At 66.0% G+C, this 22,268-nt stretch carries 21 protein-coding genes; 14 read left to right on the top strand and 7 right to left on the bottom strand.

Translation table 11 applies throughout. From position 1 onward, the window contains the following. Positions 1-145: 145 nt before the first annotated feature. From dnaA to MWN34_RS05905, 6 genes are all read right to left on the bottom strand, one after another. The gene (gene dnaA / locus MWN34_RS05930; protein WP_247027650.1) at positions 146-1,588 is read right to left on the bottom strand and encodes a chromosomal replication initiator protein DnaA; all 1,443 of its coding nucleotides are present in this window, start codon (positions 1,586-1,588) and stop codon (positions 146-148) included. Positions 1,589-2,774: 1,186 nt separating this feature from the next. After that, positions 2,775-3,038, bottom strand: coding sequence for a 30S ribosomal protein S20 (gene rpsT / locus MWN34_RS05925; protein WP_247027524.1), 264 nt, complete (start codon positions 3,036-3,038; stop codon positions 2,775-2,777). Positions 3,039-3,211: 173 nt separating this feature from the next. After that, positions 3,212-3,985 (bottom strand): enoyl-CoA hydratase, encoded by a 774-nt coding sequence (locus MWN34_RS05920; RefSeq protein WP_247027522.1) that lies wholly within the window; start codon positions 3,983-3,985, stop codon positions 3,212-3,214. An 11-nt stretch (positions 3,986-3,996) separates the two neighbouring features. Then, positions 3,997-4,899, bottom strand: coding sequence for a bifunctional DNA-formamidopyrimidine glycosylase/DNA-(apurinic or apyrimidinic site) lyase (gene mutM / locus MWN34_RS05915; protein ID WP_247027520.1), 903 nt, complete (start codon positions 4,897-4,899; stop codon positions 3,997-3,999). A gap of 42 nt (positions 4,900-4,941) precedes the next feature. Then, positions 4,942-5,601, bottom strand: coding sequence for an HAD-IA family hydrolase (locus tag MWN34_RS05910; protein WP_247027518.1), 660 nt, complete (start codon positions 5,599-5,601; stop codon positions 4,942-4,944). A gap of 11 nt (positions 5,602-5,612) precedes the next feature. Beyond that, the gene (locus tag MWN34_RS05905; RefSeq protein WP_247027648.1) at positions 5,613-6,104 is read right to left on the bottom strand and encodes an invasion associated locus B family protein; all 492 of its coding nucleotides are present in this window, start codon (positions 6,102-6,104) and stop codon (positions 5,613-5,615) included. A 373-nt stretch (positions 6,105-6,477) separates the two neighbouring features. Here MWN34_RS05905 and coxB point away from each other — a divergent pair, with 373 nt between their 5' ends. From coxB to bfr, 13 genes are all read left to right on the top strand, one after another. Beyond that, the gene (coxB, locus tag MWN34_RS05900; RefSeq protein ID WP_247027516.1) at positions 6,478-7,380 is read left to right on the top strand and encodes a cytochrome c oxidase subunit II; all 903 of its coding nucleotides are present in this window, start codon (positions 6,478-6,480) and stop codon (positions 7,378-7,380) included. 56 nt (positions 7,381-7,436) lie between these two features. Next, the gene (gene ctaD, locus MWN34_RS05895) at positions 7,437-9,032 is read left to right on the top strand and encodes a cytochrome c oxidase subunit I (RefSeq protein WP_247027514.1); all 1,596 of its coding nucleotides are present in this window, start codon (positions 7,437-7,439) and stop codon (positions 9,030-9,032) included. A 135-nt stretch (positions 9,033-9,167) separates the two neighbouring features. Further along, positions 9,168-10,124 carry a heme o synthase gene (locus tag MWN34_RS05890; RefSeq protein ID WP_247027512.1) on the top strand — a complete coding sequence of 319 codons (957 nt, stop codon included), beginning with the start codon at positions 9,168-9,170 and terminating at the stop codon, positions 10,122-10,124. A gap of 14 nt (positions 10,125-10,138) precedes the next feature. Then, complete coding sequence (locus MWN34_RS05885; protein ID WP_247027646.1) at positions 10,139-10,321, top strand: hypothetical protein; 183 nt, start codon at positions 10,139-10,141, stop codon at positions 10,319-10,321. A gap of 7 nt (positions 10,322-10,328) precedes the next feature. After that, the gene (locus MWN34_RS05880) at positions 10,329-10,940 is read left to right on the top strand and encodes a cytochrome c oxidase assembly protein (RefSeq protein ID WP_247027510.1); all 612 of its coding nucleotides are present in this window, start codon (positions 10,329-10,331) and stop codon (positions 10,938-10,940) included. Between the two features lie 68 nt (positions 10,941-11,008). Beyond that, entirely contained in the window at positions 11,009-11,845 is an 837-nt protein-coding gene (locus tag MWN34_RS05875; protein WP_247027508.1) for a cytochrome c oxidase subunit 3, read from the top strand. Between the two features lie 90 nt (positions 11,846-11,935). Continuing rightward, a complete protein-coding gene (locus MWN34_RS05870) occupies positions 11,936-12,322 on the top strand; it encodes a DUF983 domain-containing protein (protein WP_247027506.1) in 387 nt (128 codons plus the stop codon). Between the two features lie 62 nt (positions 12,323-12,384). Next, positions 12,385-13,116, top strand: a complete 732-nt coding sequence (locus MWN34_RS05865) for an SURF1 family protein (protein WP_247027504.1) — start codon at positions 12,385-12,387, stop codon at positions 13,114-13,116. A gap of 88 nt (positions 13,117-13,204) precedes the next feature. Beyond that, positions 13,205-14,617 (top strand): threonine synthase, encoded by a 1,413-nt coding sequence (thrC, locus tag MWN34_RS05860; protein WP_247027502.1) that lies wholly within the window; start codon positions 13,205-13,207, stop codon positions 14,615-14,617. Next, positions 14,614-15,906, top strand: coding sequence for a M16 family metallopeptidase (locus MWN34_RS05855; protein WP_247027500.1), 1,293 nt, complete (start codon positions 14,614-14,616; stop codon positions 15,904-15,906). Before thrC ends, MWN34_RS05855 begins: the two co-directional genes overlap by 4 nt. A gap of 36 nt (positions 15,907-15,942) precedes the next feature. Continuing rightward, positions 15,943-16,560, top strand: coding sequence for a GNAT family N-acetyltransferase (locus MWN34_RS05850; protein ID WP_247027498.1), 618 nt, complete (start codon positions 15,943-15,945; stop codon positions 16,558-16,560). A gap of 199 nt (positions 16,561-16,759) precedes the next feature. Continuing rightward, positions 16,760-17,203 carry a (2Fe-2S)-binding protein gene (locus MWN34_RS05845; protein ID WP_247027495.1) on the top strand — a complete coding sequence of 148 codons (444 nt, stop codon included), beginning with the start codon at positions 16,760-16,762 and terminating at the stop codon, positions 17,201-17,203. A 133-nt stretch (positions 17,204-17,336) separates the two neighbouring features. Continuing rightward, the gene (gene bfr / locus MWN34_RS05840) at positions 17,337-17,816 is read left to right on the top strand and encodes a bacterioferritin (protein WP_247027493.1); all 480 of its coding nucleotides are present in this window, start codon (positions 17,337-17,339) and stop codon (positions 17,814-17,816) included. Between the two features lie 199 nt (positions 17,817-18,015). Here the strand turns inward: bfr and MWN34_RS05835 are convergent, their stop codons facing one another. Continuing rightward, the gene (locus MWN34_RS05835) at positions 18,016-19,995 is read right to left on the bottom strand and encodes an acetoacetate--CoA ligase (protein ID WP_247027491.1); all 1,980 of its coding nucleotides are present in this window, start codon (positions 19,993-19,995) and stop codon (positions 18,016-18,018) included. A 345-nt stretch (positions 19,996-20,340) separates the two neighbouring features. On the opposite strand from MWN34_RS05835, the gene MWN34_RS05830 reads away from it, so the two are divergent. After that, positions 20,341-22,149: an AsmA family protein gene (locus MWN34_RS05830; RefSeq protein ID WP_247027489.1), complete on the top strand. Its 1,809-nt coding sequence runs from the start codon at positions 20,341-20,343 to the stop codon at positions 22,147-22,149. Positions 22,150-22,268 lie beyond the last annotated feature (119 nt).

The raw sequence follows: 22,268 nt of genomic DNA, 5'->3' as shown, positions 1-22,268 counted from the left end.
CCCGCTTCGCCCCGGCAGGCGGCGCGGGGTGCGCCGCCGGGCCGACGACATTGCCGCCCGTTTCACCGCAGCGCAAGGCCGCGGCGCGGAACGGAGCGCCGGATTGTGGAGAAAAATAGGCCGAGGATCACCGGCGCCGCTTCGCTCACTCGTTGACGAGGCGCTTCAACGTCTCAAGTTCGTCGGCCAGCGCGCGGTCGGTGCCGGCAAGACCCTCGATCTTGCGCACGGCGTGAAGCACCGTGGTGTGATCGCGGCCACCGAAGCGACGGCCGATATCGGGCAGGGAACGCAGGGTGAGCATCTTGGCGAGATACATCGCCACCTGGCGCGGCTTCACCACATTGGCGGTGCGGCGCTGGGAGAGGATGTCCGCACGGGTGACGTTGTAGTGCTTGGCGACGATGCGCAGGATGTCGTCGATCTTGACCCGCTTGGGCTCGGACGAACGCACCAGGTCGCGCACCACGGTCTCGGCCATCTCCAGCGAGATGGTGCTGCTGTTGAACTGGTTGTGGGCCAGCAGCCGGTTGAGCGCACCGTCGAGATCGCGGCCATTCTGTCCGCAATTGCGGGCAATGAAGCTCAGCACGTCGTCGGGCACCTTGAAGCCGACATGCTGCTGGGCGAGCGTGCTGACCCGCGCGGTCAGGATCTGCATCCGCAGTTCCTCGTCGAGCGGGGCGATCTCGACCACGAGACCGCCGGCGAGACGCGAGCGTACGCGCTCCTCGAGCGCGTCGAGCTCGGCGGGCGCGCGATCGGCCGCGATCACCACCTGGCGGCCCGCATCCATCAGCGCGTTCAGGGTGTGGCAGAACTCCTGCTGCACGCTTTTGCCCTGCAGAAACTGCAGGTCGTCGATCACCAGCACGTCGATGCCGCGCAGTTGTTCCTTGAAGGCGAGAGCGGACTGGGTCTTCAGCGCGTTCACGAAGCCATACATGAATCGCTCGGCGGTGAGATAGACCACCTTGCGCCCACGCACCGCACCGGCGGCGGCGATCGCCTGCAGGAGGTGGGTCTTGCCGAGGCCGACATCGGCATGGAGATAGAGCGGGTTGAAGACGGAGGTCGAGCCCGCCGGAGCCTCGGCTACCTTGAGGGCAGCGGCGTGGGCGAGACGGTTGGAGCTGCCGAGGCGATAGCTCTCGAAAGTGAAGCGCGGATCGAGCGGGGAGGCGCCGGCCATGTCGCTGGCGACGGCGCGGATTTCGGGCGTGGTCGCCGGCGGCATCGGGGCGTGGCTGTCGCGCAGGGGGGCCGGCTCCTCGCGGCGCGGCTCGACAGTCCGCACGATCCGGCGCGCGGCGACGGCGGCGGAATGGACGCCGCGCACCGCGGCGGAACGCACCATCAGCTCGACGCGGGCATTGGGGAGATCGTCGCGCCAGAGTTCCGCGATGCGCTCCGCATAATGCTGCTGAATCCAGTTCTTGAGGAACAGCGTCGGAACGGAAAGATAGACGACGTCCCCATCGATACCGTCGAGTTCGATCCGGGTGAACCAGCTCGAATAGACCTCCTCGCCAATCTTGGCGCGCAGGCAGGCGCGCACGCGCTCCCAGACCTGGCGGTTGTCGTTCATGTTCACGGCACCCGCGGTACGACCATCGGCCTTCATGACCGCAACGCGATCCGAGAGGTCTTGATCTTCTGCCTTGAACATGATGGGGCTCCGCCTTGAATGAAGTCTTGTTGTGAGAAACGAAGCCGTTCCGGCACGCGTCATGGACTCGAACCGGGGCACCGGTTGCACGCAGCAACGGCGCGCCGAGGAGCGCTATGTCGTCGGATCTGGCTTCGTTCGTGAATTGGTGTGACGCGGCGCTTATGCGCCTTCTACTAGGGGCCTATGCGCAACTGGCGGACCATCACACGGTCCGAACGCCGTCCATTCCTGAGCCTCGGGGCCTCCGCAGACCGGAAGGCGGCGAGGTGGCACCGACACCGCGATGCACAATGGATGCGTCACAGGCTCGAACAGTCATACATACCCCTTCGCAGACAAGAGATGTCTGCTTGCCCAAAGATTCTTCATTGTTCTGGAGTACACTTACGACAACGCAACAAACGTCAAACGCCGGTGCCAGGTGAATAAGTCCCGGACATCTTGAAACGCATCAGGATCGATTTCCGCGCAGGGCGGGTTCTACAGAGACAAAACAAGTCCGAACCCCCTCACGCGTATGAGTGGTGAATGACGTCTCAACTTTCCGCTGAGCCATCTTCGGTCGCGCCGAAGATGGGGTGACCATACACAGCGCCCCCCCGCGGTGCAACGCTCTTGGCGCCCGCGACGCGCATCGCTGGCCCGCGAAAGAGCGAGGCGACAGGACTCTCAGTCGGCAAATCTCTGACTCCTTTGCGAGATTCCCCGGCTCACCAGAATCATCCTTCCCCGACGTGATTTTTGATGCTGTCGAGGGTTTCGGCGATCGCATCACAGATTCGTTCGGTTTTCTCAGCCATGGGTCATAAGTACATGAATAAAAAAAGGATTTTCTGACAGCCCGTGGGCTGCCCAACTCCGTTGCATGGGTGATTTCGAGGAAGAACCCAGGGCGGCGTGTCAAGCCTAAAGCGTGGTCAATTGTGGCGTGGTCGACCAGATTGTGACGAATTTGCAACGCGGAGCGCGGCATGCTGGTTCAGGTTTTGCCGTTCTGCCAAGAGCAGCCGCCAGTTGTCTGAAATGACAAAACCCGGCCGCGAGGCCGGGTTCTGCAATCGATCAGGTCGATCCGTCGCTGTCCTTGCGGACAGGGGGAGGATCACGCCAGCTTGGCGAGGCGATGCGCCAGGCGAGACACCTTCCGCGAGGCGGTGCTCTTGTGGATCACGCCCTTCTGGGCAGCGCGCATGATCTCGGGCTCGGCGGCCTTAAACGCAACGCTCGCAGCGTCGCGGTCACCGGAGTCGAGGGCCTCCTCGACCTTGCGCACGAAGGTGCGCATGCGCGAGCGGCGGTCCTTGTTGATCGCAGTGCGGCGCTCGATCTTGCGCGCCGCCTTCTTGGCGGAAGGCGTATTGGCCATCGGCCGTCCTTTTCATCGTCGCAAGGGTCAGGACTAGCCTGCCCGTTGTCGCTATCGTGTGGCAATGAGGGTGCGAGGCGCTCCGTGAGGAGGCCAACGCGAGTGGGCGGCCTTATAGTCGCGGATGAGCGGGGCGTCAACCAGTGCGGCGGCCGAACCTCCTCCGGCACGGCTCATTCCCGCGCAAAGCCCGGCTGTCGCTTCTCCACGAAGGCGCCCATCCCTTCCTTCTGGTCGGCCGTGGCAAAGAGCGCCTGGAACAGTCGGCGCTCGAATCGAATCCCTTCGGCGAGGGTGGTCTCGAAGGCGCGGTTGACGCTCTCCTTCACCATCATGGCGGCCGCCAGCGGCATGTCGGCGATTCGATCAGCGGTCTTCATAGCCTCCGCCATGAGGTCGGCCGCAGGCACGACCCGCGCGACGAGGCCCGCGCGTTCCGCCTCCGCGGCGTCCATCGTGCGGCCCGTGAGGCACATCTCCATCGCCTTGGCCTTGCCCACCGCGCGCGTCAGGCGCTGCGAGCCGCCGGCGCCGGGCATGATGCCGAGCTGGATTTCCGGCTGGCCGAAACGGGCCGTGTCGGCTGCGAGGATGATGTCGCACATCATCGCCATCTCGCAGCCTCCGCCCAGAGCATAGCCGGCGACCGCGGCGATCACCGGCTTGCGGCAGCGCGACAGCCGCTCCCAGCTCGTGATGAAGTCGTCGCGATAGGTCGCCGGAAAGGTCAGGAACTGCATCTCCTTTACGTCGGCCCCGGCGGCGAAGGCGCGCTCCGAGCCGGCGAGCACGATGCAGCCGATGCCGGGATCGGCTTCGAGCGCATCGAGCGCCCGATTCAGCTCTTCGATCAACTGACTGTTGAGCGCATTCAGCGCCTTGGGCCTATGGAGCGTGACGACGCCCACCCGGCCATTGGTTTCGACGAGCAGCGTCTCGTACGACATCGGAAGCCTCGCTATGTCTGGCACGCCGCACAGAAGAAGGTGGCGCGTCCGTTCTGCACGGTCCGGCTCACCGTGCCCCGGCAGCCGGGAGAGGGGCAAGCCTCGCCTTCTCGGTCATAGACGCGAAAGGTGTGCTGGAAATAGCCGAGCGTGCCGTCGACCTGCGCATGGTCGCGCAGCGTGGACCCGCCGGCGGCGATCGCCTCGCTGAGAACGGTGCGGATCGCCTCGACCAGACGTCGCGCTCCCGCGTTCGGCCGGCCGGTGGCGGTGGCGAGGGACGCCGCCTCGCCGTGGGGCGAAAGGCCGGCCCGATGCAGGGCTTCGCTCACATAGATGTTGCCAAGCCCGGCAACGATCTTCTGGTCGAGCAGCGCGGCCTTCAGCGAAGTGAAGCGGCGGGCGCAGGCGCGAGCGAGGTAGCCGGCGTCGAAGCTGTTGCCGAGCGGCTCCGGACCCAGATCGCGGAACAGGGGGTGGGCCTCAAGGCCGGAGCGCGGCACCAGCAGCATCGCCCCGAAACGGCGTGGGTCATTATAGATGACCCGAGTGCCGCTCTCGAGCGTGAAGACGACGTGGTCATGCACCTCGGCCCGGGAGCGCGGATGGGCGAAGGCGCCGGGCAGGCCGGGATCGCTGTCCGGCGGCTCGATACGAAAGGAGCCCGACATGCCGAGATGCATGACGAGGACATCGGCTTCCGGGTTGCCGTCTCCGGGCTCGATATCGGCCAGCAGATATTTCGCCCGGCGCCCCAGACCGACGATGCGCCGGCCGGTCAGTCGCTCGGCGAAACGCTCGGGAAAGGGCCAGCGCAGATCGGGACGCCGCGCCTGGACCATCGTGAGACGCGCGCCCTCCATGGCCGGCGCCAGGCCGCGGCGCACGGTTTCGACCTCGGGCAATTCGGGCATAGCAATCGTCTCGCAGGCTGGATCGGTGTCTCGGCGCACACCTTATATAAGGTGAAGCCGCGCCAGCGCCTGTGCGAGTCCGTCGATGCCGGTGAAGTGGTGGCCCCGCAGCCCGGCGCGACGGGCGCCGGCAATGTGTCCGGCCTTGTCGTCGATCATCATGGCTTCACCCGGCGCGAAGCCATGGAGCGCGGCGAGGCGCGCAAAGATGGTCGGGTCCGGTTTCTTGGTCCGGAATTCGGCCGCCGCATGCATCCGCTCTCCGAAGAGCGGACGCAGATGCGGCACGAGCCGGTCGAAATGCTCCTTCATGACCAGCCCGTTATTGGTGAGCAGCGCCAGCGTGGCGCGCTGGCCGACCCGCTGCGCCAGCGCGGTCATCTTCGGGCGCGGCCGGGTAGCGAGCGCGCGTGTCGCCAGCCATTCCGCGCGGTCGAAGCGAATGCCGAGCGCCTCGCCCACGGCCTCCAGATAGCGATCGGCGTCCAGCGCTCCCATGTCGCCGGCATCCTCGATCCCGCTCTGCCAGATCCGCCGGTCGACCTCGGCGGCGTAGAGGCCTGCGAGCGCGCCCATCGCCGCCTGCCGGGCTCCGACGTCGTAGTCCACCAACACGTCGTCCATATCGAAGATCACGAGACGGGGAGGGGACTCGGGTCCGGTCGGCTCGAAAGCGGAGGCGTCGTCGGCTGGCAGGCTCACGGTGGAACTCCTCAGGGAAGGGCGTCGTAGCCCTCGCCGAAGCCCTTCAGGCTGAGGGGGATGCCGATACCCTCCTCAGGTGTCTGGAAGATGATGAAGGTGGCGTTCTGCCCGGTGCGGAGCTGGCCCACCAGCTTGTCGTCCAGCACCACCTCGGCCACGCAGCCATTGGGCACGCAGCGCACGAAACCGGCGCGACCCACATCGGTCTGGTCGATCTTCAGCCCGAGGCCGGAGGGCAGCAGCACGCCGAGCGGCGCCAGCACGCGCAGCAGACGACTCTGCTGGTCGGCGGTCTTCAGGATGATGACGGTGAGCCCGACATTCGGGCGGTCGTCGGCCTGCACGCTCTGCAGCAGGACGCACTGCTCGGACTGTGCGCCGGGGGGCGTGTCGCAACGAATCTGCCAGTCGCCATGTACCGAGCGTACGACGCCCTGTGCGCTGGCGCCTCCCGCACCGGCAACAAGCGTGGCAAGGCCGAGAAAAAGGGCCGCCACCATATGGAGCGAGAAAAACCCGCGCATCGTCTGCTCTCCCGAGGATCGTGTCTCTGGACGGCGCGCGCCGGCGGGCACGGCGCCGAATCGGCTGCTTCGGTCGGTCGCAGCCGCCCGTGGGTGGGAGCCCTACAGCGCACGCGCGCTATGTCAAGAATGCGGCGCGGCCCGAAGGGGCTTCGCTGGCGGAATGGTAGCCAAAGCGTTTTTTTGAAATCTCCCAGACACCCGACGTCATGTCGCACAGGCAGGCGTCCCTGTCGCGTTGCTCGCCTTCCAGATTTGTGTTTGATGGATACCAATTGCCGACGGTTCCCTCACTCGCGTGACGCAACGGTAACGGCATGCAGCTAAGTAGTAGGGAGTGACGATCGCGATGCAGTCGTGGATCAGCAACATCGCGCGCTCTTGTGCACGATATGCCGGGAGCCTCGCCGCGGGCATCGTTCTGCTGCTGGGGGCGGCAGGCGCTGCCTTTGCCGGCATGGGCCAGCCTTCGGACTGGCAGGTGAATTTCCAGGGGGCAGCCTCTCCGGTAGCGGAGAGCATCCATTCCTTCCACAATTTCCTGCTCGTCATCATCATCAGCGTCGTGCTGCTGGTGCTTGTCCTGCTCATCGTCGTGATGGTGCGGTTCAACGAGAAGGCCAATCCGGTTCCCTCCAAGACCACCCATCACACCTTGATCGAGGTGCTGTGGACGGTGGTTCCGGTCCTCATCCTCGTCGCCATCGCGATCCCGTCCTTCCGCCTGTTGTTCCTCGAGCTGAACATTCCCAAGGCGGACCTGACGGTGAAGATTACCGGTCACCAATGGTACTGGTCGTATGAGTATCCGGATAATGGTGCCTTCACCTTCGACAGCCTGATGCTGACGGACGAGGAGCGCAAGCCGGACCAGCCGCGTCTGCTGGCGGTCGACAATGAGGTCGTCGTGCCGGTCGGCAAGGTGGTGCGTATCCAGGTCACGTCGGGCGATGTGATCCACTCCTTCGCCATGCCGTCCTTCGGCGTGAAGATCGACGCCCTGCCGGGCCGCCTCAACGAAAGCTGGTTCCAGGCGACCAGAGAAGGCATGTTCTACGGCCAGTGCTCCGAGCTCTGCGGCAAGGACCACGCCTTCATGCCGATCGCCATCCGGGTGGTGAGCGAGCAGGATTTTGCGTCGTGGATCGAGGAAGCGAAGAAGAAATTTGCCGCGAACGAGGCTCCGCGCCCGACCTATGCCGTGAACGATGCGGTGGCCGGGGCTGGTATCGCGCTGTCGGCGACGCGCTGAGCGCCGCCGCTCCATCAGGGTGTGAAGCGCGCAAGCGCGGATGAGGGACTGAGTTCATGGCCACGAATGCAGCCAGTCATGCGGGCGACCCGACGGGTTGGAAGCGCTGGGTCTATTCGACCAACAACAAGGACATCGGCGTGATGTACCTGATCTTCGCCATCGTGGCGGGGGTCGTGGGCGGCATCCTGTCGATCGGCATCCGTGCCGAATTGCAGCAGCCGGGCCTGCAGATCTTCTCCGATCCGCAGACCTTCAACGTGTTCACGACCGGTCACGGCCTGATCATGATCTTCTTCATGGTCATGCCGGCGATGATCGGCGGCTACGGCAATTACTTCATCCCCCTGATGATCGGTGCGCCGGATACCGCGTTCCCGCGCATCAACAACGTGGCGTTCTGGCTGCTGCCGCCATCCTTCGCCCTCGCCATCCTCTCGCTTTTCGTCGAGGGTGCCGCGGGTTCGAAGGGGTTCGGCGGCGGCTGGACGATCTATCCGCCGCTTTCCACCAAGCTCGGCCATCCCGGCCCGGCGATGGACCTGTTGATCCTCTCGCTGCACATTGCGGGCGCGTCCTCGATCCTCGGCGCGATCAACCTGATCACCACCATCCTGAACATGCGCGCCCCCGGCATGACGCTGCACAAGATGCCGCTGTTCGCCTGGGCGCAGCTGGTCACCGCGTTCCTGCTGCTGCTGTCGCTGCCGGTCCTCGCCGGTGCCATCACCATGCTGCTGACGGACCGCAACTTCGGCACCACCTTCTTCGATCCGGCCGGTGGCGGCGATCCGATCCTGTTCCAGCACCTGTTCTGGTTCTTCGGTCATCCGGAGGTGTACATCCTCATCCTGCCGGGCTTCGGCATTGTGAGCCACATCGTCTCCACCTTCTCGAAGAAGCCGATCTTCGGCTATCTCGGCATGGCCTATGCGATGGTGGCGATCGGCGTGGTGGGTTTCGTGGTGTGGGCGCACCACATGTACACGGTCGGCCTCTCCGCTTCGACGCAGGCCTATTTCGTGGCCGCCACCATGATCATCGCGGTGCCGACGGGCGTTAAGATCTTCTCGTGGATCGCCACCATGTGGGGCGGCTCCATCTCCTTCCGCGTGCCGATGCTGTGGTCGATCGGCTTCATCTTCCTGTTCACGGTGGGCGGCGTCACCGGCGTCGTGCTCTCCAATGCGGGCATCGACCGCTCGCTGCACGACACCTACTATGTGGTGGCTCACTTCCACTACGTGCTCTCGTTGGGTGCCGTGTTCGCCATCTTCGCCGGCTGGTACTACTGGTCGCCCAAGATGTTCGGCTACATGTATTCCGAGACGATCGGTAAGATCCATTTCTGGCTGACCTTCGTCGGCGTGAACCTGGTCTTCTTTCCGCAGCACTTCCTCGGCCTCGCTGGCATGCCGCGCCGTTATGCGGACTATCCGGACGCCTTTGCACACTGGAACTTCATCTCCTCGATCGGTTCGTATATTTCGGGCGTCGCGGTTTTGGTGTTCCTGTTCGGCGTCTACCGCATGTTCGCCGCCAAGGTGCCGGCCGGCGACAATCCCTGGGGCGTGGGTGCCACAACGCTGGAGTGGACGCTGTCTTCGCCGCCGCCCTTCCATCACTTCGACACGCTGCCGCGCATCAAGTGATGAGCTTCGCCTCCGGCATTGCCGGAGCCATGAAAGTGACCGGCGCGCCACGGCGCGCCGCTGCTGCCCGAACACGCCGCACATCCATGCCCTCAGCGCCGGCGCGGGACGGGATGTGCGAGACCGGAGCGCATGATGAGTGACGTCGCCTCGCGCGAGTATGAATTGACGGGTGCCGAGACCGGTGCCGCCGAGGCGGTGTCCTTCGCCTCGGTCTCGGACTACATTGCCCTTTTGAAGCCCCGGGTGATGTCGCTTGTCGTCTTCACCGCGCTGGTAGGCATCGTGCGCGCGCCCGCGGACGTGCATCCGGTCATCGCCTTCACCGCGCTGCTTTGCATCGCGATCGGGGCGGGGGCATCGGGTGCCCTCAACATGTGGTGGGACGCCGATATCGACGCGCTCATGACGCGCACGCGTGCCCGGCCCGTGCCGGCCGGCCGCGTCACCCCGCGCGAGGCGCTCGCCTTCGGCATGACGCTCTCGGTCGGCTCGGTGATCGTGCTCGGCCTTCTGGTCAACGTGCTGGCGGCGGCGTTGCTTGCCTTCACCATCTTTTTCTATGCGGTCGTCTATACGATGTGGCTGAAGCGCTCGACGCCGCAGAACATCGTGATCGGCGGCGCGGCGGGTGCTTTCCCTCCCATGGTCGGCTGGGCCGCGGCCTCTGGCGGCATCGGGCTGGAAAGCGTGCTGCTCTTCCTCATCATCTTCTTCTGGACGCCGCCGCATTTCTGGGCGCTCGCGCTCTACAAGTCCGGCGATTATGCGCGGGCCGGTGTGCCGATGCTGCCGGTCGTTGCGGGTGCGTCGGAGACGCGCCGGCAGATCCTGCTTTACACGCTGATCCTCGTCCCGCTCGCGATTTCGCCCTTTGCGCTGGGCATGGCCGGTCTTGCCTACGGCACCGTGTCGATACTCAGCGGCAGCATCATGCTGGCGCTGGCCGTCCAGGTCTATCGCCGGCGCGAGGGGGCGATGGCGGATGCCGCAGCGAAGCGCCTCTTCGCCTTCTCCATCCTTTATCTTTTCCTGCTGTTCGCTGTCCTGCTGATCGAAACCGTGCAGAGCCCGACATGGCTCGGCTTGTGAGCGAGGGCAGGACTATGCCGGACAAGGAAAGCGAGAAGGGCCGAGAGCCCACGGGAATCGTGCTGACGCCGGAGCAGAAGCGCCGACGCCGGTCGCGCTCCGTAGCGATCGCGCTGGTACTGGGCGGGCTGTGCCTACTTTTCTACATCGTGACGATCGTGAAGCTGGGTCCGAACGTTCTGAACCGACCCCTGTGAGGTAGCGATGAGCGACCGCATGCCGTCTTCCGCACCGAAGGGTTCCGGCCAGCGCCACGCGGTGGTGGCGATCGCCTGTGCGGTCTTTGTCGTCGCGATGGTCGGTGCGGCCTATGCCGCGGTGCCGCTCTACCGGCTGTTCTGCCAAGTCACGGGTTTCGCCGGGTCCACCCGCGTGGCCGAAGTCGCCCCGGACCACGTTTCCAGCCAGACGGTCGAGGTGCGGTTCGATTCGAACGTGGCGCCGGGGCTCGCCTGGAGCTTTGAGCCTGACGTGCGCTCGGTCACCGTCAAGCTCGGCGAGACGAAGCTCATTCATTACCGGGTGACCAGCCACGCCAAGACGCCCACCACCGCGGCGGCGACCTATAACGTCACGCCCGGCTCGGCGGGCAGTCATTTCAGCAAGATTCAGTGCTTCTGCTTTTCCGACCAGACCCTGCAGCCGGGCGAGATGATGGAGATGCCGGTGGTGTTCTTCGTCGATCCCGACATGCTGAAGGACGAGGACGCCGCGCAGATCAAGACGATCACCTTGTCCTATACCTTCTTCCCGAAGGCACCGAGCAAGGCACCGACGGTTGCGAGCGGTCAATCGGCGACTAAAGCGCCGTTGTGACGCAGCGCTAGGAATATTGCGGCCACAATAACGGCCCGCTAGGAAAGAAACGAACGGAGGGCGCGCCAATGGCCGAGGCACACGTCAAGCATCACGACTACCACCTCGTCGAACCGAGTCCGTGGCCGTTCGTCATCTCGGTGTCCGCGTTCATCCTCGCCGTCGGCGCCGTGTTCTGGATGCACGGCCAACTGACCATGCTCGTCATGATCGCGGGCCTCCTCGGCGTCATCTACACGATGGTCGTCTGGTGGCGCGACATCATCCGAGAGGCCGAGCACCAGCACCTCCACACACAGGTCGTCCAGCTTCACCTGCGCTACGGCATGATCCTGTTCATCGCCTCCGAGGTGATGTTCTTCGTGGCGTGGTTCTGGGCCTTCTTCGATGCCTCCCTCTATGCCGGCGAGGCCATCAACTTCACCCGGAGTGAGTTTACGGGCGGTCAGTGGCCGCCCAAGGGGATCGAGACCTTCAATCCCTGGCATCTGCCGTTGTTGAACACGCTGATCCTGCTAACCTCCGGCACGACGCTGACCTGGGCGCACCACGCTCTTGTCCATGGCGACCGTCAGTCCGCCAAGTGGGGCCTTTGGCTCACCGTCATCCTGGGGGTGATCTTCTCGCTCTGCCAGGGCTTCGAATACAGCCATGCCGAGTTCGCTTTCTCGGGCAACATCTACGGCGCCACCTTCTTCATGGCGACTGGGTTCCATGGCTTCCATGTGATCGTCGGCACCATCTTCCTCGCCGTGTGCCTCGGCCGGCTGTATGCCGGTCACTTCACCCCGACCCACCATTTCGGCTTCGAGGCTGCGGCCTGGTACTGGCACTTCGTCGACGTGGTTTGGTTGTTCCTCTTCACCTTCATCTATGTGTGGGGCGGCTCAGGTGCGCCTCATTGAGGCTCGATGTGTTGCAGATTTTCGGGGGCGGCCATTGGCCGCCCCTTTTTGCATTTTGCGGGGCCCGGGCGAGGAGAGTAGAACAGCGGCATGGATCTCCAGCCCTTCCATAGTGACGTTTCCCCCCTTGCCGCCGGCCTTGCCTGCCGCTGTCCGCGCTGTGGCCGAGGACGCCTCTTCAAGGGCTTTCTCGAGATCGCACCGGCCTGCGACCAATGCGGGCTGAGCTATGATTTTGCCGATTCCGGCGATGGCCCGGTCGTCTTCATCATCCTGCTGGCAGGCACGCTGGTGGTCGGGCTGGCGCTCTGGGTCGAGCTCACCTGGTCGCCGCCGCTCTGGGTGCACGCCTTGCTATGGACGCCGCTGGTCCTCATCTCCACGATCGGGCTGATGCGCCCTCTCAAGGCTCTGCTCGTGGCGCAGCAATATGCGAAGCGTGCGTCCGAAGGGCGGATCGACCGAGGCCCTTCGTGACGCTTCAGGAAAAGGCGGGATTGGCGCCGGCGGATTCAGCGTCATCCCACCGGCGCAGATCGTTGCTGCGCTCGCTGCTTGGTCCCGGCATCGCGACGCTCCTGCTCTTTCCCATCCTCGTAGGCCTCGGCTGGTGGCAGCTCGACCGGTTGCGCTGGAAAGAAGATCTCATCGCCAAGGTGGAAGCGCGGATCCACGAGCCCGCGGTGCCGGTGCCGGCGGAAAGCGCTTGGGGCGGCGTGACTTTCCAGAACGACGAATATCGTCGCGTCACTGCCACCGGCCACTTCCGCAATGATCTCGAAGTGCAGGCTTATGCTCTGGTTGACGAAACGCCGGATGGCGGCGGCGGTCCCGGCTACTGGGTGGTGACGCCGCTGGTGATGTCCGACGGTACGGCGATCCTCGTCAATCGTGGCTTCGTCCCGCTCGAGCGCAAGGCCGCATCCAGTCGGCCGCAGGGCGACGTCGAAGGGCCGGTCGCCGTCACCGGCCTGCTGCGGATGCCGGAGACCGCGACCCTGTTCACCCCGGACAACGACCCCGCGCGGGATGCCTGGTACACGCGCGATCCCAAAGCGATCGCGGCTGTGCGCGGGCTTTCCCGGGTCGCGCCGTTTCTCATCGATGCCGACGCTACGCCGAATCCCGGCGGCCTGCCGGTCGGCGGTCTGACACGCATCACCTTTCCGAACCGGCACATGGAATACGCTCTGACCTGGTTCGGACTGGCCGCGACGCTGCTCGTCTTCTTCGCCGTCTTCGCGATGATGCGACTGCGCGAGCGGTCGTGAGGGCGCATGGTGCCTGAGGTGCATTTTGGCTGACTTGCGCCGCGCCCGGCCCGCCACTAGTTTGCGCGCGCATTTCTCGGAGGCGCCCGTGCGTTACGTTTCCACCCGGGGCGAAGCTCCCGTTCTTCCTTTTTCCGATGCTCTTCTGGCGGGCCTCGCCCGCGATGGCGGCCTTTATGTCCCGGAGGCGTTTCCGGCGCTGACGCCCCTGCAGATCGGCAAGCTCGCCGGTCTTGACTATGCGGCGGCAGCGGACCGGGTGATCGCGCCCTTCAGCGATCCGCTTTTCCCGGCCGATGTGCTGCGTCCAATGCTCGCGGAAGCGTATGCCAGCTTCCGGCACCCGGCGGTGACACCCCTCGTCCAGATCGCGCCGAACCGCTTCGTGCTTGAACTGTTCCACGGCCCCACGCTCGCCTTCAAGGACGTGGCGATGCAGTTGCTCGGGCGCATGATGGATCATGCTCTCGCCGCGAAGGACGAGCGCGCCACCATCGTCGGCGCAACCTCCGGCGACACCGGCAGCGCGGCGATCGAGGCGTTCCGCACCAGCGCCCGCGCAGATGTCTTCATCCTATATCCGGCCGGCCGCGTCTCGGAGGTCCAGCGCCGCCAGATGACGACGGTGGACAGCCCCAATGTCCATGCCATCGCGGTCGAGGGCACGTTCGACGACTGTCAGGCCCATGTGAAGGCGATGTTCAATCACCACGCCTTCCGCGACCGGCTGCGGCTGGCGGGCGTCAATTCCATCAACTGGGCGCGCATCGTCGCGCAGGTGGTCTATTACTTCGTTGCCGGCGTTGCGCTCGGCGCTCCGCATCGGTCGGTCTCCTTCGTGGTGCCGACGGGGAATTTCGGCGATATTTTCGCGGGCTACGTCGCCAAATGCATGGGCTTGCCGGTCGAGCGGCTGGTCATCGCGACCAATGTGAACGACATCCTGGCACGCACCCTCGCCACCGGCCGCTATGACGTCACGGGCGTGGTGCCCTCGTCCTCGCCCTCGATGGACATTCAGGTCTCCTCCAATTTCGAACGGCTGCTGTTCGAGGCGGTGGACCGCGATGCCGGGGCGATTCGCGGTCTGATGGCCTCGCTCACACAATCCGGTGCCTTTGCCCCGCCCAATGAGGCAATGGCGGCAATCCGGGCCGAGTTCGACGCCCTCCGCACCGATGAAGCCGAGACCGCGGCGACCATTGCGCGCATACGGCGCGAGACCGGTTATCTGATCGATCCGCACACCGCCGTCGCCGTGAGCGTGGCGGAGCGGGTGAAGCACGACCCGCATGTGCCGCAGGTCGTGCTCTCCACCGCCCATCCGGCGAAGTTTCCAGATGCCGTCGAGAAGGCCTGCGGGGAGCGTCCGGAACTTCCTGCGCATCTCGCCGACCTCTACGAACGACCGGAGCGCACGCCGAGCCTGCCGAACGATCTGGCGGCGATCGAGGCCTATATCGCGCGCCATGCCCGCGCCGGCACGGAGAACGCGGCATGACTGCGGCTGACAAGGCGTCCCCGCGCATCACCCGGCTCGATAACGGCGCGACCGTCGTCACCGACGCGATGCCTCATCTCGCCACGACCTCGCTGGGCATCTGGATCGGAGCGGGTGCGCGCGACGAGCGGGCGGATGAGCACGGAATCTCGCATCTCCTGGAGCACATGGCCTTCAAGGGCACGCGCCGGCGCAGCGCCCGCGCCATCGCCGAGGAGATCGAGGCGGTCGGCGGCGATATCAATGCGGCGACCAGCGTCGAGCACACCGCCTACCATGCGCGGGTGTTGGGCGAGGATGTGCCGCTCGCGATCGACGTGCTGTCGGACATTCTCACCGAGCCGATGTTCGACCCAGAGGAACTGGGGCGCGAGCACAATGTCATCATCCAGGAGATCGGCGCGGCGCTCGACACGCCGGACGACCTCGTCTTCGATCTGTTCCAGGAGCAGGCTTTTCCCGACCAGTCGATCGGCCGGTCCATTCTCGGAACGCCCGAGACGGTGCGGTCCTTCGGACCTTCGCAACTGGAAGGCTACCTTTCGCGCAACTACCGCGGCCCCCGCGCCATCGTGGCGGTTGCCGGGGCGGTAGACCATGATTCGGTGGTGGCGGATGTCGCCGCGCGGCTCGCGCCCTTCGGAGCGGACGCCAAGGAGGCGCCGGCCGCGGCCCGCTATGAGGGCGGGGTGAAGCTGGGCGGCGGGCGCGATCTCGAGCAGGCTCATCTTCTGCTGGGCCTGCCGGGTCTGTCTTATCGGGATCCGGGTTTCCACGCCCTGCAGGTCTTCACCAACGTGCTGGGCGGAGGCATGTCGTCACGGCTGTTCCAGGAGGTACGGGAGGCGCGGGGGCTATGCTACGCGGTCTATTCCTTCCACTGGGCCTATAGCGACACCGGGCTGTTCGGAATCTACGCCGGAACCGATGCCGGTGACGTGACCGATCTGACCAGTGTGGTGATCGATCAGATCAATGAGTGCAGTGAGACCATGACCGAAGCCGAGCTGGCCCGCTCCAAGGCGCAGGCCAAGGTCGGGCTGCTCGCGGCGCTGGAGAGCTCCGGTGCGCGGGCCGACCAGCTTGCCCGGCAGATGCTCGCCTTCGGTCGACCGATCCCGCTGGAGGAAATCGTCGCCCGGCTCGAGGCGGTGACGCTGGCCGACGCCAAGGCGGCGGGCCGGGCGTTGATGGGGCGCGGCCGGCCCACCTTCGTCGCGTTGGGGCCGGGCAAGACACTTGAAAGCGCCGCCCGTATCGCCGAACGTCTGGATGTGAAGGCAGCCTGACGCGCGAGCGTCGGCCTGCACCCCCGGGCGGCACTCATGGCTCTCTTCCGCGTCGTCGCATGGCCGGATTCCCCTCCCATCATCGAGGGAAGGGGAGTGCTGCTGCGGGCGCCGGTCATGGCGGACTTCGCCGCATGGGCGGCGTTGCGCGAGCAGAGCCGGGCCTTCCTCACGCCCTGGGAACCGCTCTGGCCGGCCTACGACCTGACGCGCGGCGCCTTCCGCCGGCGGATGCGGCGTTATGCACGCGACGTGCGGGAGGACCAGGCCTATCCCTTTCTGGTGTTCCGGCAGGGCGATCTTTCGCTGCTGGGTGGGGTGACGCTGTCGAATGTGCGGCGCGGCGTCGCCCAGACCGCGAGCCTCGGCTACTGGATGGGCGCTCCGCATGCCGGCAAGGGGTATATGAGCGCGGCGGTGCGGGCGCTGTTGCCCTTCGCCCATGGAAGCCTCGGCCTGCGCCGGGTGGAGGCGGCGTGCCTGCCGCACAACGAACCTTCGATCCGCCTGCTGCAGGGCGTCGGCTTCCGCCGCGAGGGTTATGGCCGCGAGTTCCTCTGCATCAACGGCGTGTGGCAGGACCATTTGCTGTTCGCGCGGCTCGGCAGCGATCCGATCGGCCACCCCGGCGAGACAGAAAACCGGCCGCGCTAGTGTCGGGATGTGGATTCGCTGCTTTACTCTAGAAGAACTAAAATGAAGGAGTGCGGTCTGCACAGTCATTATTCGCTCACGCTATCGCCAGATCACCTTTTGCCAGTTGACGCCTCCGCCCTTTAGCGCGAGAAATGAAGATCAAGGCACTTTTTAGAATAATTCTAATGAGTGAGATGTTTCAGGCTCCGCTCGCGCGATGATCGTGTGTTCTTGCAATGTGCTGTCGGACCGGCAAATTCGTGATGCCGTGGCCGAACATGAGGCGACGCCCCGCACGGCGGGGCAGGTCTATCGCTGCCTCGGCTGTAGCCCGCAATGCGGGCGCTGCGCGCGCACCATTCGCTCGATCATAGACACCGCCCTCGGCAGCACCGCCTGCGGCGCCTGTCCGCTGGAATGCCCCGCCGCCCATGCGGCGCACGATCACAATCACGACCACCAGCATCCGCACTCGCACGACCACGCGCACCCGCACGGCCATGCCCATGATCGTGAGGCTGTGCTGGCGGAAGGGCACGACCATGGGCATCATGGTCGTTCCGCCCACGCGCACCACGCCCGGGCCCATCGCGATCTCACGCATCATGAGCATGCGCACGTCCCGCCGACCCTGCACGCCCATGCGCTTCCGGCCGAATAGGGGCCGTCTTCACGTCATCAGATTGGGATGCTTCGATCCTGGCAGGTAGGATCGTGTTTTTGTGGCTTGCTCACTTCTTTTAATCGTTCTAAAGAGTGGCCACAGAGATTCACCTGCGAGGGAGGCCGCCACCATGAAGGGCGATCCGAAGGTCATCGACTATCTCAACCGCGGTCTGCGTTCGGAGCTGACGGCCATCAACCAGTACTGGCTGCATTTCCGCATGCTGGACAACTGGGGCTACAAGAATCTCGGCAAGAAGTGGCGCGCCGAATCGATCGAGGAAATGCAGCATGCGGATCGCTTCGTCGATCGCATCCTGTTCCTCCACGGCTTCCCCAACCTTCAGGTTCTCGATCCGCTGCGGATCGGCCAGAACGTGAAGGAAGTGATCGAGTGCGATCTCGCCGCGGAAATCGACGCCCGCGCGCTCTATCAGGAAGCCGCCGCCTATTGCGCCGAGGTCCGCGACTATCCGAGCCGCGATCTCTTCAAGGAGCTGATGGCCGACGAGGAAGGCCACATCGACTTCCTCGAGACCCAGCTCGACCTGATCGGCCAGCTCGGCGTCCAGCTCTACGCCCAGCACCACATCGGCAGCCTCGACGATTGAGGCGGCATATCCTCGTGTCTGCAAGGGGCGGCCGTCGGGCCGCCCCTTTTTGTTGTGCGGGGAGGGCTCTCTTGGATGCAGGGCGCGCGCAAGACCGGCTGGCGTGGTTCTCCCGCGCCGCGAGCGATGTCGTCGCACGCCGCCAGAGCCCTTCCGATCAGGTGGAATCGCCTGATCGCCGAGAACGTGCTCTCGACGTTCAGTTCGCCAGTTCTGGCCGGTTGCGGAACAGTTCGAGCGATTCCGGGTTGGCCAGCGCCTCGGTGTTCTTCACCGGCCGCCCATGCACCACGTCGCGCACCGCAAGCTCGGTGATCTTGCCGGAGCGGGTGCGGGGAATGTCGTTCACCGCGAGGATCTTCGCCGGCACATGCCGCGGGGAGGCGCCGGTGCGGATCTGGGTGCGGATGCGCTTTTCCAGCGCGTCGTCGAGCGCGACGCCCTCCCTCAGCCGCACGAACAGCACCACGCGCACGTCATTGTCCCAGTCCTGGTCGATGGCGAGGGCCTCGACGATCTCCGGCACCTGCTCGGCCTGGGCGTAGATCTCCGCCGTGCCGATGCGCACGCCCTGCGGGTTCAGCGTGGCGTCGGAGCGGCCATGGATGATGAGCCCGCCATGGCATGTCCATTCGGCGAAATCGCCATGGCACCAGATGCCGGGAAAGCGGTCGAAATAGGCCGCGCGGTAGCGGGCGCCGTCCGGGTCGTTCCAGAACATCACCGGCATGCAGGGGAAGGGCCGGGTGCAGACCAGCTCGCCGCGTCCTTCGGCGAGCGGGACGCCGTCATCCGACCACACATCCACCGCCATACCGAGGCCGGCGCACTGGATCTCGCCCTTGTAGACCGGCGCGGTCGGGTCGCCGAGCACGAAGCAGGACACGATGTCGGTGCCGCCCGAGATGGAGGCGAGGTGCACGTCGGCCTTGATGCCCTCATAGACGAAGGAAAAGCTCTCCGGGGCAAGTGGCGAGCCGGTGGAGGTGATCGCCTTCAGCGCGGAGAGGTCGTGCGTCTCGATCGGGCGCAGGCCCTCCTTGTGCACGGAATCGATGTATTTCGCCGAGGTGCCGAACAGCGCGAAGCGCTCGGTCTGCGCATAGTCGAACAGCACGGAAGGCGAAGGCGCGAAGGGCGAGCCGTCGAACAGGCACAGCGTCAACCCGCTGGCGAGGCCGGTGACGAGCCAGTTCCACATCATCCAGCCGCAGGTGGTGAAGTAAAACAGCCGCTCGCCGGGCACGAGGTCGCAATGCAGGCGATGCTCCTTGATGTGCTGGAGCAGCGTGCCGCCGGCCCCGTGCACGATGCATTTCGGCACGCCGGTGGTGCCGGAGGAGAACAGGATGAAGAGCGGGTGATCGAAGGGCAACGGCTCGAAGGCGAGCGGCGCCGGCGCGAAGGGCGCGATGAAGCCGTCCAGCGACACGGCGTCGGGCAGCTGGGCGGCCACCTGCTCCGCCTCGCCGAGATAGGAGACGATCACGGTCTTCGCGACGCTCGCAAGCTGCGGCACCACGGCTGCCAGCTTGTCGGCGATCGACACGCGCTTGCCGTTGTACCAGTAGCCGTCGCAGGCGACATAGACCGTGGGCTCGATCTGGCCGAAGCGGTCGAGGATGCCGCGCTCGCCGAAATCCGGCGAGCAGGAGGAGAACACGGCGCCGAGCGATGAGGCCGCCAGCATCACCGCGATGGTCTCCGGCAGGTTCGGCATGGTCGCCGCGACCCGGTCGCCGACCCCGACGCCGGCCGCCTTCAGCGCCTGCTGGAGCCGCGAGACGAGGGCGGTGAGTTCGCCGAAGGCGATGTGGCGCTCCACCTTGTCCTCGCCGCGGAACACGAAGGCGAGGCTCGCCGGATCGCGCGGGCGCAGCAGGTTCTCGGCATAGTTCAGCCGGGCCTGCGGGAAGAAGCGGGCACCGGGCATCCGTTCGCCGTCGGCGAGGAGCACGTTGCCCTGTTCGCCGATCACCGCGCCGAGCCGCCAGATTTCCTGCCAGAAGGTTCCGGGCTCGGCGACCGACCAGGCGTGGAGGTCGCGATAATCCGAGAGGGCGGTGCCGTGGGCGGCATTCACGCGGGCGATCAATGCGGTGATGCCGCTTTGCGCCACCCGCTCCGGGCTCGGGGTCCAGAGCGGTGTCCCGGTCGTCGTCCCGGTCGTCGTCGTCATGCGTCCACTCCCAAACCCGCCAATGGCTTCCGGGACCCTTGTTATCCGCTCTCGCCGGAGGCTTCCGGTTGGCGTTTTGCGCTGTTTTCTTGTCCCGTCCCGCCGGATCGCCCCACAATCCGCACGCCAGCGATCGCGCGCGCCGATTGTGCACTGCATGATTCATAGCGTTGAGCCGCGCGGCTGTCAGGCCTTGAAACAGACACAGAGCATGGTGATCTTGCCGCACGATTGAGTGGGGGTACGGGGCCGGCATGCGAGGGCCCCGCGAAGCCGGAGGAGCGGAGCAGCCGCCGGTTTCGCGGGGCACTTGCGCATGGCGGCATGAAGGCGTGACTTGTTCGGATGAAGCGATTCGCCCCGTTCCTTCTGCTGGTGGTCCTCCTCGCCCTTGGCGGCGCGGTCATCGCACCGATGTTCGCCTCGGGCGACCGGCTCAAGGACGAGGCCGTCGCGGCGCTCGAGGAGGCCATCGGCCGGCCTGTCCGGGTGCGCGGCGAGGCCAGCTTTTCCATCCTGCCCTGGCCGGCGCTGCAGATCGACAATGTGGCTGTGGGCGGACTGGCTTCCGCTTCAGTGGACGTGCCTTCGGTGCGGGTGGTGCTGGACGTGCTGCCCATGCTGACGGGCGCCGTGCGCGCCGCGCGCATCGACCTCCATCGCCCGCGCATCATCCTGAGCGGCGCGATCGCCGACAGCCTCGCGCCCTGGTTCGACCTTGCCGCGGTGCTCGGCCGGCAGGCGCCGCGCCTTCATCTCACGGTCAGCGATGGCTCCGTCCTGCTGACCCGCGACGGGATCACCGCGCCGCTGCTGCACGAGGTGGAGGGCGACATCGTGCTGCGCGGTGGCCGCTCGCTGAAGCTGTCCGGTCAGGCCGGGTGGCGTGGCGAGACGCTGGATTATGACGGTGAGGTGTCCGACCTCGCCGCCATCTCGCGGGGCGCCGCCGGCTATGGGAAGCTGAGTGTGAGCGGCAGTCCGCTCTCTCTCGCCTATCAGGGCAATGTCCGCCTCGCCGATGGCGCGATGAACACCGACGGCGATCTCGACATTGCGTCCCCGCTGCTACGCGACATGCTGGGCTGGATCGGCATCGACCCCCCCACCGAGGAGGGGCTCGGCCCGTTCCGCCTACGCGGGCGGGCGATGGTGGCCGGCGACAGCCTCGCCCTCGCCAATGCGCGGCTCGACCTCGACGGCAACCGCGCCGATGGCGGGCTTTCGCTGCGCATCGACAAGGGCCGTCCCGTCATCCAGGGCAGTTTCGCCGCCGAGACCGTGGATCTGTCGCCCTATGGCCGGCTCTCCATGTCCGATCCCGAGGGTCGTGACTGGAACCGCGATCCGATCGATGCGCGCCGGCTTCACGGATTCGACCTGGATCTCAGGGTCTCGGCCGGGCAGGTGATCGCCGGCGGCACGCCCTTCGACCGGGTGGCCGCCAGCGCGTTCCTCAAGGGCGGCCGGCTGTCGCTCGCGATCGGCGAAGCGGAAGGCTGGAAAGGCGATCTGCGCGCCAGCGCCAATATCGCGCCCACCCAGCAGGGCGGCAGCGAGGTGCGGGTGGAGCTTGCCGGCACCGATGTCGACCTTGCCGCCGCGCTCGCCAGCCTGATCCGCCAGCAGCGGCTGGAGGGCACGGGCTCCTTCCGCATGGCGGTGAACGGAACGGGGATGAGCGTCGCCGACATCCTCGCCAACCTGAGCGGCACGGTTTCGCTGGACGCGGCGAATGGCGCCATTCTCGGCATCGATGTCGGGCAGGTGCTGAACCGGCTGCAGCGCCGGCCGCTCTCGGGCGGTGCGACGCTGCGCGGTGGCACCACGGAATTCGACGAGCTGCATGCTGCCGGCACGGTGAGGCAGGGCATCGTCGCGGTCGACACGCTCACCGCGGCCAGCAATACGGTGAAGATCGACATGACCGGCGACGTCTCCCTCGCCGAGCGCACGCTGGACCTGCGCGGCACCGCCGGCCTGGTGAGCGCGGCGCGTGGCGACGATGGGCCCTTCGAGCTGCCCTTCGTCGTCGAGGGCGGTTGGGACAGCCCCTATCTGCTGCCCGACGCGCAGGCGATGATCCGCCGCTCCGGGGCCGCCCGCCCGCTGCTGCCGCCGAGCACGGTCGGCGCGGTGACGCCGGAGCCCTGAAGCTTCAGGCACGCACACCGCCGGGGCCGTCCGGTTTCGCCACGGGCCGGCTCTTGCCATCCGCTCAGCACGGGCTTGTGCCGCGAGGTGCAGGGCGTTGTGGTGAAGATAATCGTGAA

The sequence above is a fragment of the Ancylobacter crimeensis genome, assembly GCF_023016805.1.
GTDB classification, from domain to species: domain Bacteria; phylum Pseudomonadota; class Alphaproteobacteria; order Rhizobiales; family Xanthobacteraceae; genus Ancylobacter; species Ancylobacter crimeensis.
The sequence above is the reverse complement of the archived record's forward strand: the minus strand, read 5'-3'. Positions and strand labels throughout refer to the sequence as shown.

Bases quoted from the DNA above. Each gene is read 5' to 3' on its own strand.
- dnaA (WP_247027650.1), bottom strand. From the start codon at position 1,588: ATGAACGACAACCGCCAGGTCTGGGAGCGCGTGCGCGCCTGCCTGCGC.
- rpsT (WP_247027524.1), bottom strand. From the start codon at position 3,038: ATGGCCAATACGCCTTCCGCCAAGAAGGCGGCGCGCAAGATCGAGCGC.
- MWN34_RS05920 (WP_247027522.1), bottom strand. From the start codon at position 3,985: ATGTCGTACGAGACGCTGCTCGTCGAAACCAATGGCCGGGTGGGCGTC.
- mutM (WP_247027520.1), bottom strand. From the start codon at position 4,899: ATGCCCGAATTGCCCGAGGTCGAAACCGTGCGCCGCGGCCTGGCGCCG.
- MWN34_RS05905 (WP_247027648.1), bottom strand. From the start codon at position 6,104: ATGGTGGCGGCCCTTTTTCTCGGCCTTGCCACGCTTGTTGCCGGTGCG.
- coxB (WP_247027516.1), top strand. From the start codon at position 6,478: ATGCAGTCGTGGATCAGCAACATCGCGCGCTCTTGTGCACGATATGCC.
- ctaD (WP_247027514.1), top strand. From the start codon at position 7,437: ATGGCCACGAATGCAGCCAGTCATGCGGGCGACCCGACGGGTTGGAAG.
- MWN34_RS05890 (WP_247027512.1), top strand. From the start codon at position 9,168: ATGAGTGACGTCGCCTCGCGCGAGTATGAATTGACGGGTGCCGAGACC.
- MWN34_RS05885 (WP_247027646.1), top strand. From the start codon at position 10,139: ATGCCGGACAAGGAAAGCGAGAAGGGCCGAGAGCCCACGGGAATCGTG.
- MWN34_RS05880 (WP_247027510.1), top strand. From the start codon at position 10,329: ATGAGCGACCGCATGCCGTCTTCCGCACCGAAGGGTTCCGGCCAGCGC.
- MWN34_RS05875 (WP_247027508.1), top strand. From the start codon at position 11,009: ATGGCCGAGGCACACGTCAAGCATCACGACTACCACCTCGTCGAACCG.
- MWN34_RS05870 (WP_247027506.1), top strand. From the start codon at position 11,936: ATGGATCTCCAGCCCTTCCATAGTGACGTTTCCCCCCTTGCCGCCGGC.
- MWN34_RS05855 (WP_247027500.1), top strand. From the start codon at position 14,614: ATGACTGCGGCTGACAAGGCGTCCCCGCGCATCACCCGGCTCGATAAC.
- MWN34_RS05850 (WP_247027498.1), top strand. From the start codon at position 15,943: ATGGCTCTCTTCCGCGTCGTCGCATGGCCGGATTCCCCTCCCATCATC.
- MWN34_RS05845 (WP_247027495.1), top strand. From the start codon at position 16,760: ATGATCGTGTGTTCTTGCAATGTGCTGTCGGACCGGCAAATTCGTGAT.
- bfr (WP_247027493.1), top strand. From the start codon at position 17,337: ATGAAGGGCGATCCGAAGGTCATCGACTATCTCAACCGCGGTCTGCGT.
- MWN34_RS05835 (WP_247027491.1), bottom strand. From the start codon at position 19,995: ATGACGACGACGACCGGGACGACGACCGGGACACCGCTCTGGACCCCG.
- MWN34_RS05830 (WP_247027489.1), top strand. From the start codon at position 20,341: ATGAAGCGATTCGCCCCGTTCCTTCTGCTGGTGGTCCTCCTCGCCCTT.